The sequence below is a fragment of the Falsirhodobacter halotolerans genome (assembly GCF_022899245.1).
In the GTDB taxonomy this organism is placed as follows: domain Bacteria; phylum Pseudomonadota; class Alphaproteobacteria; order Rhodobacterales; family Rhodobacteraceae; genus Falsirhodobacter; species Falsirhodobacter halotolerans.
Map to the genome: position 1 here is coordinate 1715703 of NZ_JALJAZ010000001.1, position 11986 is coordinate 1727688.

14 protein-coding genes are annotated in these 11986 nt (G+C 68.0%); 5 read left to right on the top strand and 9 right to left on the bottom strand.

Features of this window, described 5'->3' with window-relative positions; genetic code table 11:
• Position 1: 1 nt before the first annotated feature.
• The 4 genes from MU449_RS09045 to MU449_RS09060 are packed head-to-tail and all read right to left on the bottom strand — an operon-like array spanning position 2 to position 3155.
• Complete coding sequence (locus tag MU449_RS09045) at positions 2 to 781, bottom strand: class I SAM-dependent methyltransferase (protein WP_244737701.1); 780 nt, start codon at positions 779 to 781, stop codon at positions 2 to 4.
• Positions 778 to 1788: a glycosyltransferase family 4 protein gene (locus MU449_RS09050; protein ID WP_244737702.1), complete on the bottom strand. Its 1011-nt coding sequence runs from the start codon at positions 1786 to 1788 to the stop codon at positions 778 to 780. Before MU449_RS09050 ends, MU449_RS09045 begins: the two co-directional genes overlap by 4 nt.
• On the bottom strand, positions 1785 to 2177 hold the full coding sequence (locus MU449_RS09055) for a 6-pyruvoyl trahydropterin synthase family protein (RefSeq protein WP_244737703.1): 393 nt from the start codon (positions 2175 to 2177) through the stop codon (positions 1785 to 1787). Before MU449_RS09055 ends, MU449_RS09050 begins: the two co-directional genes overlap by 4 nt.
• A gap of 24 nt (positions 2178 to 2201) precedes the next feature.
• A complete protein-coding gene (locus MU449_RS09060; protein WP_244737704.1) occupies positions 2202 to 3155 on the bottom strand; it encodes a zinc-dependent alcohol dehydrogenase in 954 nt (317 codons plus the stop codon).
• Positions 3156 to 3295: 140 nt separating this feature from the next.
• Between MU449_RS09060 and ribA the strand changes: the two genes are divergently transcribed.
• A complete protein-coding gene (gene ribA, locus MU449_RS09065) occupies positions 3296 to 4411 on the top strand; it encodes a GTP cyclohydrolase II RibA (protein WP_244737705.1) in 1116 nt (371 codons plus the stop codon).
• 3 nt (positions 4412 to 4414) lie between these two features.
• Positions 4415 to 5158: a CDP-alcohol phosphatidyltransferase family protein gene (locus tag MU449_RS09070; RefSeq protein ID WP_244737706.1), complete on the top strand. Its 744-nt coding sequence runs from the start codon at positions 4415 to 4417 to the stop codon at positions 5156 to 5158.
• Here the strand turns inward: MU449_RS09070 and MU449_RS09075 are convergent.
• Positions 5146 to 6501: a dihydrolipoyl dehydrogenase gene (locus MU449_RS09075; RefSeq protein WP_244737707.1), complete on the bottom strand. Its 1356-nt coding sequence runs from the start codon at positions 6499 to 6501 to the stop codon at positions 5146 to 5148. The genes MU449_RS09070 and MU449_RS09075 overlap by 13 nt on opposite strands.
• A 97-nt stretch (positions 6502 to 6598) precedes the next feature.
• On the opposite strand from MU449_RS09075, the gene MU449_RS09080 reads away from it, so the two are divergent.
• The 3 genes from MU449_RS09080 to MU449_RS09090 all read left to right on the top strand — a co-directional run bounded on the left by MU449_RS09080 (position 6599) and on the right by MU449_RS09090 (position 8831).
• Positions 6599 to 6748, top strand: coding sequence for a hypothetical protein (locus tag MU449_RS09080; protein WP_244737708.1), 150 nt, complete (start codon positions 6599 to 6601; stop codon positions 6746 to 6748).
• Positions 6749 to 6835: 87 nt separating this feature from the next.
• A complete protein-coding gene (locus tag MU449_RS09085; RefSeq protein WP_244737709.1) occupies positions 6836 to 8101 on the top strand; it encodes a hypothetical protein in 1266 nt (421 codons plus the stop codon).
• A gap of 1 nt (position 8102) precedes the next feature.
• Complete coding sequence (locus tag MU449_RS09090; RefSeq protein ID WP_244737710.1) at positions 8103 to 8831, top strand: COG3904 family protein; 729 nt, start codon at positions 8103 to 8105, stop codon at positions 8829 to 8831.
• On the opposite strand, the gene MU449_RS09095 is transcribed toward MU449_RS09090, so the two are convergent.
• The 4 genes from MU449_RS09095 to MU449_RS09110 all read right to left on the bottom strand — a co-directional run bounded on the left by MU449_RS09095 (position 8788) and on the right by MU449_RS09110 (position 11954).
• Positions 8788 to 10275 carry a serine hydrolase domain-containing protein gene (locus tag MU449_RS09095; protein ID WP_244737711.1) on the bottom strand — a complete coding sequence of 496 codons (1488 nt, stop codon included), beginning with the start codon at positions 10273 to 10275 and terminating at the stop codon, positions 8788 to 8790. The genes MU449_RS09090 and MU449_RS09095 overlap by 44 nt on opposite strands.
• Before the next feature lie 88 nt (positions 10276 to 10363).
• Positions 10364 to 10522: a hypothetical protein gene (locus tag MU449_RS09100; protein WP_244737712.1), complete on the bottom strand. Its 159-nt coding sequence runs from the start codon at positions 10520 to 10522 to the stop codon at positions 10364 to 10366.
• Positions 10523 to 10578: 56 nt separating this feature from the next.
• Positions 10579 to 10872: an HNH endonuclease gene (locus MU449_RS09105; RefSeq protein WP_244737713.1), complete on the bottom strand. Its 294-nt coding sequence runs from the start codon at positions 10870 to 10872 to the stop codon at positions 10579 to 10581.
• Between the two features lie 26 nt (positions 10873 to 10898).
• A complete protein-coding gene (locus tag MU449_RS09110; RefSeq protein ID WP_244737714.1) occupies positions 10899 to 11954 on the bottom strand; it encodes an Ldh family oxidoreductase in 1056 nt (351 codons plus the stop codon).
• Positions 11955 to 11986: the final 32 nt, after the last annotated feature.

Here is an 11986-nt window from a genome sequence, read left to right on the forward strand (position 1 = left end):
CTCAGGCCGGATGGGGAATGGCCAGAACGTCCAGATGGCCGATCAGCGCGAGGCAGGGGCCGTCCACCTGCGCAAGACGGAAATCGAGCCAGTCGGCCACGCCCTCCACCCGCCCCGTTTCGGCCACGGCATCCGCGATGCCGCGCAGCAGATCGCGCTGCAGCGCGGCCTGCCCCTCCCCCAACCGCCAGGGGCTGGGACCGGAGAGGACCTGAAACCCCATATCATCGGCCACCCGAAGCAAGGTGCCGCCCGCGCTGGCCCCCAAGGCGGGACCGAACCCCTTGTCGCCCTGCTGATGGTGGTTGAAGGCCACCGTCACCTCCGCATCCAGCGGATGCGCGACCGACCAGGTCATGGTCCCGTCGTAAGACAGCGCAGCATAGAACGCCGCCCCCTCGCGCCGCAGGCGGATCAGAAGGCGTTGCATCCAGGCATGGGAACACAGGTCGATCAGGGCCGAGGCGGTGACGAAACCGCCCGTGGGGATCGGAACCACGTCGATGCCGGTCAGATCGACCTCCATCGTGTCGATCTCGGGGTGGCGGGTGCGGGCCGCCTGCAGCAATGCGCGGTCGCGGTCGGCCACCGTCCAATGGGCCTGCAGCGGCAAATGCGGCGCGATGGTGCGTAGGCTGGATCCCGTCCCGCCCCCCAGATCCAGAATGCGCGGCGTATCGGCCTGCCCGACGGCAAGGGCAAATGCGCCCAGTATGTCGGCATTGCGGGCGACTGCGTCGGCGGGTTCGCGAAGGTCCAGCCATTGGGTGGTGAAGGTCATGAACGCTCCGTGATGAAATGGGCAATGCGGGCGGCGGTGTCAGACCAGCCCGGCAGACATGCGCCGGCAGCCGCGGATCCGGCCGCATAGGCGCGGCGGCGCGCGGAGTCGGCCAGCAGGGCGCGCAGGGCGGCGGCAAAGGCGTGCGGATCGTCCGGCGGAACCAGATGGCCTGCCGTGTCCGGCACCACGTCGGGCACCGCGCCCGCATGGCAGGCGACGATGGGAAGGCCCTGGGACATCGCCTCGGCAAAAACCATGCCATAGCCTTCGAACCGGCTGGCCAGCGCAAAGATATCGGCGGTCGCCAAGGCCGCGCGCGTGTCCTCCACCCCGCCCGCCAGATCAATGCGCGCGGCCAGCCCCGCCTGCCGGATGCGATGATGCAGATCGTCCGCCACGGCCGGATCCAGCGCGGCGCCGATGATCGTCGCCCGCCACGGCAGATCGGCCAGCTGTGCCAGCGCGTCGATCAGCACATCATGTCCCTTGCGCCGGATCAGGGTGCCGATGGACAGGATATGCGGCGGATCGCCCTGCCCCAAGGCCAAGGGCGCGGGATCGGTGCCGGGGATCGCGACCAGCGCATCCTCCACCCCGAACATCCGCGAAACGTCCCGCGCCGTGGCGGGGGAGGTGACGATCACCCCCCGCGCATGGCGCAGGGCCGCACGCTCCGACATCTCGAGCGCCGGATCGGCCCCGTCTTCCAATGCCAAGGGATGATGCACCAGCGCGAACAGGCGCAGCCGCGCCGCATCCCGCGCGGCCCAGGCATCCAGCACCCCGAAGGCCAACCCGTCGATCAGGACCGTCGTGCCGTCCGGCACGCCCGAGAGCGCCCGTTCCGCCGCAGCAAGATCGCGCGGATAGGGAAACCCCGCGCCCAAGGGCAGCAGATCGACCGTCCATCCCAGATCGCGCAGCCCCGCCACGACCCGCCGGTCATAGCCGTATCCCCCCGTCCGCAATTCCAGATCGCCGGGATAGGCGAAGACGATCCTCACACCGCCCCCTCATACCAACCGCGCGCCGCGTGGGATTCATGCAGCAGAACCCGGATGCGCCGGATGCGCGCCGCCCCCGGCCCGAACGCATCCAGCCGCGCCTTCAGTTCGGTGAAAATGTGATGACACAGGAATTCGGTCGTCGTCACCTTGCCGCGAAACGCCTCGACCTCGTCAAGGTTCTGGTAGTTCAGCGGGGCCAGCGTCTCGGACAGGATCGTCGTCGCCGCCCCGATGTCCACGGCCAACCCGTCCTCATCCAGATCTTCGGTGAAAAAGGCGGCATCGACCACGAAGGTCGCGCCGTGCATCCCCTGGGCGGGGCCGAAGACGGGGCGGGGCAGGCTGTGCGCGATCATGATGTGATCGCGGACTTCGACGGCAAACATGGCAGTCCTTTCAGGTATGAGGGGTCAGTAGCGGATGCGGTGGCACAGCGTGGCGGGATCGTCGATGACCTCGCCATAGACTTCGGCAATCTCGTCGAAGGCCGTTTCGTTGGAAATCAGGGCGTCCAGACGCGGGTCGCACAGCAGTTCCAGCGCCTTCGACATGCGGCGGCGGTGCGGCCAACGGGGGCGTTGCCACGGCGCGACCTGCCCCACCTGCGAGCTGATGATCTTCAGCCGTCGCGAATGGAAGGCCCCGCCAAGGGGAATGCTGGCGCGCCGGTCGCCATACCAGCTGGCCTCCACCACCCGCCCCTCATCGGCCATCGTCTCGATCGCCTGCGACAGGGCGGCGTCGGCGGCGGTGGCGTTGATCGCCACATCCGCGCGTTCCTGCGGCGACCCGCCGGTCAGGCCCAACGCCTCCAGAACGCGGCCACGGGTGGAATCGATCTCCACCACCCGCAGATCCACCCCCGGCACCTGCCCCACCAGATGCGCGACCAGAAGACCGACGACACCCGCGCCGAAGACATTGACCCGGTCCCCCGGCATCACGCCCGCATCCCAGACGATGTTCAGCGCGGTTTCCATATTCGCGGCCAACACCGCGCGGTCGGGCGGCAGATCGCCCGGCAGCGCGATCAGATCGGTCGAAGGGACCTGGAACACGTCCTGATGCGGATGCAGGCAGAAGACCGTCCGCCCCTCATCGGTCTGGCCAACCACGGCATAGCCGTATTTGACGGGAAACGGCAGATCGCCCCCCTGATGCGGCCCGCGCATCCGCGTGAATTCGCTTTCGGGAACACGGCCGGAAAACACCAGCGCCTCGGTCCCCCGGCTGATGCCGGAGGCCAGCGCCCGCACCCGCACCAGCCCCTCGGCCGGGGTCAGCGCCTCGGACCGGATTTCGCACCGGCGCGGGGCGGTGAACCACAAGGCGCGGGCGGGGATCGAGGCGCGGTCGTCGGGCATGGGTGTTCCTAATTCGGGTCCGTCCCTCGCAGCTAGCGCGCGACGCGACCTTCGCAAGATCGCGTGGGCGCGTCGATTTCAGGGGAACCCAATCCCGCCTTCGCGCGTAGTGTCAGAAGGCCATTTCGGAGGAAAATGCCATGACCGTCCACGACCGTCAGACCCGAGTATCCCACGCGGTCAATCATGGCCTGTTTTCCGGCCCGGCCATCCATTTCGAACGCGCGGTGTCCGAACTGCGTTATGGCCGTCCGGTGCTTTTGCGCGACGGCGCGACCGCCACGGCGATCATGGCGCTGGACGCCGCATCGCCGGATCAGTTCAACCGGATGGCGGACGCGGCGGAGGGGCGACACGACCTTTTCCTGAGCGGGCAACGCGCGGTGCGCATGGATGTCGCCTCCTCCTCCGGCATCCTTCTGCCGCTTTCGGGCGTCGGGCATGACGCGGCGGTGCGTCTGGCCTATCGCCGGGGGGCGACCTTGCCGGGCACATGGCGTCCGGCCCCCGCCTTGATGCGCGCCGCGTCGGACCTGACGGACAGCGCGCTTCTCCTGCCCGCCCTCGTTTGCGCCGCGCCGACGGCCGCCTTTGCCGGTTGCGCCGAAATCTCGGTCGAGGATCTGCGCCGCACCGCGTCCGCCCGCACCCAGTTCGAGATCGTCGCCCGCACCCCCGTGCCCCTGCGCGATCTGGGCATGTGCGATTTCGTTGTGTTCCGCGGCGGTCTGGCCCAGCGCGATCAGGTGGCCATCGTCGTCGGCACCCCCGACCTGTCCAAACCGGTTCCGGTGCGGATCCATTCTTCCTGCATCACGGGCGATCTGGCGGGATCGTTGAAATGCGATTGCGGCGATCAGCTGCAAGGCGGTCTCGCCGCGCTGAAAGAGGCGGGGGGCGGTGTCCTCATCTATCTGGATCAGGAAGGACGTGGCACCGGGCTGCGGGCAAAGATGCGCGCCTATGCCCTGCAGCATGATGGTCTGGACACATTGGACGCGGATGCCGAGTTGGGCTTTCACGACGATCACCGCCGGTATGAGGCCGCATCGGCCATGCTGCGGGCGATGGGCATCGCCTCCGTCGATCTGCATACCAACAACCCCACCAAGGTCGCGGCCCTGCAGAAGGACGGGATCGACGTGGCCAGCCGCAAGGGCGTTCCCGCCCGCATCACGTCCGAAAACCTGAACTATCTGCGGACCAAGAGCCTTCGGGCCGGTCACATCATCGATTATCTTCCGGTCGGGGGCTGAGCCATGGCCGACGTGACCCTTGGTCCACCGGATCGGGTTACCCCCCTGCCCGGCGCACTGCTGACCTTTGGTGTGGCCGGGATCGGGCTGATCACCGCCGTTCTGACGGCGCTGAACTGGGAGGGCGGCGCCCTGGCATTGGTCATGGCGCTTTATGCGGCGGCATCGATGCTGACCGTCCAAGCGCTGGCGGGGCATGGACCACGGCCCTTCGGATGGGCGAATGTGGTGACGACCTTCCGGCTGGCCGCCACCTGCTTCGTGGCGGCCGCCCTGATCACCGCTGCCCGGGATCTGGATACGGGACCGGTGTGGATCGCCATCGGCGTCACCCTTGTCGCTCTGGCCCTGGACGGAATCGACGGATTTCTCGCCCGCCGCAGCGGCCTCTGCTCCCCCTTTGGGGCCCGTTTCGACATGGAGGTGGATGCGGCGCTCATCCTGCTTCTTTCGGTCGCGGCGTGGGAATTGGGCAAGGCGGGCGGTTGGATTGTCGCGATCGGCGCGATGCGCTATGTCTTCGTTGCGGCGCAGGCCGTCATCCCCAAACTGCGCGCGCCCCTGCCCCCGTCCTTCCTGCGCAAGGCGGTGTGCGTGGTGCAGGTCTCGGCCCTGTGCATCGCGGTGACCCCGGTCGTCCCGCCCGCGATTTCCGCCCCGTTGGCCGGAATCGCGCTTGTCGCCCTCAGCTGGTCGTTTCTGCGCGACACCGTTTATCTGCTGCGCGGCGGGGATCAGGCGTTCTGATCCAACGCCTTCGCGATATCCGACAGCGCGCCGCGCAGCCCTTCTTCCAGTGTGGGATGATAAAGCGGGTGATCCAGCAGATCCCGCGCCGTCATCTTCGCCGCAATCGCCAGTGACAGAAATTGCGCGATATGTTCCCCATCGGACATGCACAAGGTCGCGGCGCACAACCGTCCCTGCGTATCCGCGACGATGCGGGCGAAACCATAGGCCTCCCCCTCGATCTTCGCCCGCCCCTGATCGCCATAGTCGGCCAGGCCGACCAGCGCCCGCCCCTCCGGGGCTGTCCCGACCTGCGCGACATTCGGCTGGGTGAAGGTGACGGCCAGCGACACGGGGCGCGGTTCGGATTTCACATCGGGATAGCGGGCGGCGTTGCGGCCGGCCAACTCGCCTTCGCGCGTGGCTTCATGCAGAATGGGGCGGTCGTGATTGGCGTCGCCCGCGACGAACACGGGCGCAGTGCCACATTGCATCGTTTCGGCGTCGAACACCGGCACCCCATGATCGTCCAACTCCAGTCCCGCCGCCTCAAGGTCCAACCCCTCCAACGCGGGCGGGCGACCGGCGGCCATGAGAATCTTGTCGAACGTCTGTTCCCGCCCATCCCATTTCAGAACCGCAGCGCCGTCCTGCCTCCGGGCCGACAGATCGACCTTCCGGTGAATGGCCATCTCGCTGTCCAGAATGTCGGCAAGGCGATCGCTGTCCTCCTCGTCCAAACCGGCCAGCGACCCGCTGCTGTCGAACAGCGCGACATTGACCCCCAGCCGGGCAAAGGCCTGCGCAAGTTCGATCCCCACGGGGCCCGCGCCCACCACCGCCAGCGATGCGGGCAGGTCGTCAATCTCGAACACCGTCTCATTGGTCAGGATATGGTCCTTCACCGCCGCAAAGGCCTTGGGCGTGGCCGAGACGGCGCCCGTCGCGATGATGACGCTGCGGGCCTGGATCTCCGCCCCCGTGTCGGTGATCAGGCGCGTGGGGCCGGTGAACCGTGCCGTCGCGCGCAGAAGGCGTTCGGGCGGAATGTCCTCCATCCCCTTCAGGGTGGCCGCGACGAAATCGTCCCGCATCCGCCGCACCCGCGCAAGAACGGCCGGGCCGTCGATGGCGGGGGTGGCGTGGACCCCGAACGTCGCCGCGTCGCGCACCGCCTGCGCGGCATCCGCCGCCGCGATCAACAGTTTGGACGGCATGCAGCCCACGGCGGCACATGTCGTGCCCCGAAACTGCGGGTCGATCAGCAGCGTCGTGGCCCCCGCCTCACGCGCGGATCGTTCGGCGGCAAGACCTGCGGTTCCGGCACCGATGATGGCGACATCGCATTGAATGGGGGGCATTGGGATCTCCTTTCCCGAACAACCCCGCCGGATGCAGGTCAGTTCCCGTGGGAACCATCCCCCGCCGGGCCGGGTTTTCCCGCGAAAGGAGGCCCCCATGCCCGACGATCCCCACCAACGCGCCCAAGAAATTCAGGACGAGCGTGCAAAAGCCGCAAAATCCGAAGACGAACGCCGCAAGATCAAGGAACAGCCCGTGGAGCCGTTGCTGGACGAACCCGGGAAAAAGACCCGCGAATGGGACTGACTTGCGAAAGCGTGATCGCCCGCCCCTCGCAATTCCGGCGCGCGTCCCTTTAATCTTGGACCTCATCCGCATCGCGAAAGGACCCTGATGGGCGACACGCATCTGTTGGCCGGGGACCGCTATGCGCGCGAACTGGAACGCCACCTGACCTGGCTGGACACGTTCACACCCACGGCCTTGGGTGTGTTGTCCACCGCATCGGGGATCTACACCTATCTTGGTGTGCGGTCGCTTCTGGATGATCCGGGGGCGCTGACGACGATGGCGGCACTGGCCTATTCCATCGCCGTGTCGGTCGCGATCTTCGTCTTCTGGTCCTATGTCATCCGGCTTCTGCCGGCCTTGCGCAGTGCGGCGTCGCGCGTGGGCCTCTTTCTCAGCATGGCGTTGGGCTGCGTGGCGATCATCGCGATGTCGTCCTGGCTGAACGCGGCGGCGCTGGCCGGATCGGCGGCGGTCGAACAGCATATGGCCCAGACGACCCAACGCTATCAGGCGGCTTTGGAGCGGGTTCATGCCAATGCCGTGGCGGGCCAGTCGCTGGCGCGCGATGTCGCCCGGGTGCGCCAGTCCTTCGACGACCTGTCGGAACAGGAGGCGGGCGGCACCCTGTCAGGCTTTGCGGGCCGGGGGGCCGTGTTCCGCGTGCTCACCCAGAAAGGGGCGGAGCTGGAGGCGCTGGAAACGCAGATCCTTGGCGCCGAGGAGCCCATCGCCGTGGCCTTTGCCCAAGGCAACGCGATCCTGTCGCGGATGCGGGGCTTGGGGGTTGAACCGGGTGGGATCGAGAACCGGACCGTCCGCTTTTCCGAAGAGGCAGTCAACCTGGCCGGTCTGATCGCCCAGTTGCGCCAGTTGAACCCGGCCCCGCTGGTCGCCCGGGCGGCGCAGGATCTGTCCGAAGCGGCGATCCTGCCGGAACTGGACGGCTCCACCGCCGAGACGCGCGCGGGCCAGTCCAGCACGATCACCTCCGTCCTGTCTCTGGTGGATCAGCGCGCCTCCACCCTGCTTGGCGCCGCGAACGAGGTCATCTCGGCCCCCGGCCCCGAGGAGGTCGCCTATACCCCCATCTCCACCGCCGACGCGGTGATCCTCTATGCCGGAAACTTCGTGCCCGCCTGGGCCGGGGCCATCGCCATCGACCTTCTGCCCGCCGTTCTGGTGTTCATCCTGATGGTGACCCAAGCCGCGATCCGCAGCGGCCGGGGGGAAACCGTCACCGACGATTCCATGACGGTGGGCGAATTGCGCGCGGCGCTGGCGGCGGCGGATGCGCTGCAGGGGCCGGCATCCACCCCGCGCCCCGCGCTGATCCGCCCCGCCCCTCCCCCCCCGGAGGTGGAGCCGTAGTATGGCGGGACTTGCGACCCCGCGGGGGGCGATCCGGGCCATCCTGATCGGGCAGATCGTGCTTGGTGGCGCGCTGGTGGCGCTTGATCTGTGGAACGCGGCACCCCCCGCCACGCCGGGCATGTTCGCGCCCCCGTCCACCGGGCCCAGCGTGCGCCCCTATCGCCCTGATCTGCGACCGGCCTCTCCGGGCAGTCCGGCGATGAACCCGATGCCCGACCGGCTGGAGTTCACGGCGGCGGGCGACCGGATCACGATCACCGGCCAGATCGCCCCCGGCGATGCCGACCGGTTTACCGCCTGGCTGGACGACACCCGCCCCGACGCGGCAGGCGTCGATCTGGACAGTTCCGGCGGATCGGTCACGGACGCGCTGGCCATCGGCCGGACGATCCGCGCACGATCCTTTGACACGCAGGTCGCGGATGGCGCGGTGTGCATGTCCGCCTGCCCCTACATGCTGGCGGGCGGCACGGCGCGCGGCGTGGCGGAGGGCGGCCTTGTGGGTGTGCACCAGCACTATTTCGGCGAAAACTCGATCCTACCCGCCTTCATGGCCGTGCAGGACGTGCAGCGCGGGCAGGCGGCTGTCATGGATTACCTGACAGAGATGGGGGTGGACCTGCGCTTGATGAGCCATGCGCTGAAAACCCCGCCGAAAGAGATCAACATCCTCGATCCCGATCTCATGGCCGAGCTGAACCTGACGACATCCGCCGATAACGGATGACCCGCGCGCGAGAGAGGGAGAGTTCGACCTCCCCCTCCGCGATGCGGCGCAGGCAGATGCGCCGCCCCATCGCGCGGAACAGCCACCGGCCATTCCCCAGTGACGTCAGATCGGATGTTTCGCGTGTCGGGCCACGGCCCCAGATCACCGTCTCCCCTTGCACGGCAAAGGTCGCGCCGTCGCAGATCCACAGCCCATCCAGCCGCCCCGCCGCCGGATCGGCCCGCGCCGGGATCAGGCGGACGGGCACGTGGCCGACCTCGCCCACCAAGGCATCCCCTTCGGCCCGCAGTTCGATACGGGCCTGCGCGGCGGGGGCGACGATGCCGGTCTGGGTCGCAAAGATCGCCTCGTCGGCATCGCGGACGGTCAGGGGGCCGGTCGCCCGCACCTCCACCCACAGATTTCCGGTCTCGGCCACATAGAGGCCGGGGGTGGCCCAATCGCGGGCCGGAAACGGCGCTGCAGGGGCGTCCCCCAGCAGCGCCGCCATGACCGCCTGCGCGATATCGCCCGCCGCCGCGTCGTCGCGGTTGCAGACCACGGCCACCCCCGCGCCCGTCTCCATATCCACCAGGAACGCGGACTTGTATCCCGCCTGCGATCCGCCATGCCCCGGAACCCGACGGCCCCCGATCCATGTGTCGCGCAGGCCCAGACCATAGCCCGTCGCCCGCCCATCCGCCAAAGGCACCGGCGCGGCCAGATCCGCAAACACCGCCGACGCGGACAGATCGCGCACCCACAAGGCCAGATCGCGTGCCGATCCCGACAGCGACCCCGCCGCCGACAGGTGCATCCCCTGCCCCCCTTCGGCCCATCCCCCGGGCACGGGCACATGGCCGGGAACCAGACCTTCCACCGGATCGGTCCAATACTCCGACGCCCGCATCGTCAGGCCCAGCCGCATTGCCTGAGCCGCAACCCAATCGGCAAAGCGATGCCCGCGCGCGGCCAGCGCCGCCTCCACCAGACGATAGCCCGCGTTGGAATAGGCGACCTCCGTCCCCGGGGCGGCGTTCAGGTGCGGGATCGCCGCACTCCACTCCAGAAGGTCATTTGCGCGAGTGATGTCACCGGGGCCGAACCCCATCAGCGTCAACGCCTCACGCGTGTCGGGCAAGCCCCCCTGCATCGCCAGCGCCTGACGGAGCGTCACCGCCCCCGGAACGGGATGCATCTGCGGCAAAAAGGACACCAGCGGCGCGTCCAGATCCACCCCCGTCTGCATCACGAAGGCCGCGAAGACGTGCTTGGTCACCGAGGCCCAGCGAACCACCGTATCAGCGGTGAACGCCGCCCCGCCCGGATGCGCCGCCCCCGAGGTTGCGACACATCGGATGCCCAACCGATCGAACCCGACCACGGCACCGCCGGGATCGCCCTCGGGCCAGCCCATCATCTTGTGCGCGCGGCCCTCGGCGGCCATCCAATCCATTGCCATCACATCCCCCATCTTTCGGTTCTGATACCGCGTGGGGAAGGGGGTGCAACGAAAAACGCCCCCGCATCAAGGCGGGGGCGTGAGGATCCTAGTAATTCGCCGGCGGATCGCTTGCGGGGAAGGATTCGTCGGATTCCTCATCCTCCTTTTCCCATTCCTTCGGCGGGTTCTCCATTTCCTTGGGTCCGGCGGGGCGCACGTCGTCGCCCGGCTTTGCGCCCGGCACGTTTTCCTTGTCGTTGGTCATGACAATCTCCTCTCTCGGGGTGCCGGGATCAACGTGCGGTGCGGCGCGCGGTTCCCTTATCGTCGGCGCGTGCCGCCGGGGATGCGCGACAGGAATCCGGGCGGACGGCGGCGCACCCACGCCACGAAGGCCGCGATCCTGGGATGGGTCAGCAGCGCGTCGATCGTGGCGAAATTGCGCGCCAGGTCCGCCTCGGACAAGGCCGCATGGATTTCCTTGTGGCAGATGTGATGCAGCAGCACCGTCGGCCCCTTGGCCCCGCCTTTCAGCTTGGGCGTCAGGTGGTGCAGGCTTTGCGGCACGTCCGACGGGATCGGGCGGCCGCAGAGGGGGCAGATCGGATCGCTCATCCCCCCAATATGGGGTGCCTTGGGGGTCAGACCAACGGCGCGGGCCGCGCGATACCCGTCTTGTCGGACACCCGCCCCAATTTCGCCCAAAGATCATCCGACAGGGCCACACCCCTGTCCAGCGCCGCCCGGCGTTTGCGCGCGGCGGAATCGCCGGGAACGCGAACCGGGCCGTCATTGCCCTTGGCCGGCGGATTGGTGCGGCAGGCGTTCGCGGTGAATTCGGACTGTTCGGCAAAAGCCTCCAGCCCCATGAAGGCGTTCGGGTCGATCACCTGCAAAAAGGCGTTCTGCGTCAACCCGCCCGGCGGCGTATCGGCCCGCCCCTTGCCCGACAGCCCCTGCCCCAGAAGATCGACCATCAGCGCCAGACCGAACCCCTTGTGCCCTTTCAGCGCACCGCCCAGGGACATCAGCGTTCCGCCGTGATCGGTGACCTGTGCCGGATCATCCGTCGGCTCCCCCTCCGCCGTCAGCGCCCACGGCTCGGGGAACCTCTCGCCCTTTTTTGCCAGGGTCTGCGTCATGGTCGTGGTGGTGATGGAGCTGGAGACATCGACCAGAACCGGGTCGGATTTCGTGGGAAAGCCCATGGCGATGGGGTTCGGCGTCAGAAGCGGCACCCGCCCGCCATAAGGCGCCACCCGCGCCGCCGCGGGATTGGAGCAGGAAATCTGCGCGATATACCCCCGCTCGGTCACGCGCCGAAGATAGGCCGACAGCGCGCAGGTGTGATGGCAGTTGCGCAACGCGACGGAGACGACGCCGTGATCGGCCACCCGATCCATCGCCTGATCAAGGGCCTTCAGAAACAGCCACGCGCCGGGCAGAAGATTGCCGTCCCAGACGAAGGTCGACCCCTTGTCGACCAGCACGTCGTAGCTGCCCTTGCCGTTCAGCGTTCCGTCGGCCAACGCATCGACATACCACGAGATCAGGCTGACCCCATGCGTGTCATGGCCGATCATGTCACCCTCCACCAGAATTTCGGCGGTGGCGGCGGCTTTGTCTTCTTCCATCCCGGAACGGACAAGGATCGTATGGGCATAATCGGTCAGGGCGGTGGCGTCGATGAAGGGCATGGGAACCTCGCGGGAAGGACTTCGCGCCCGGA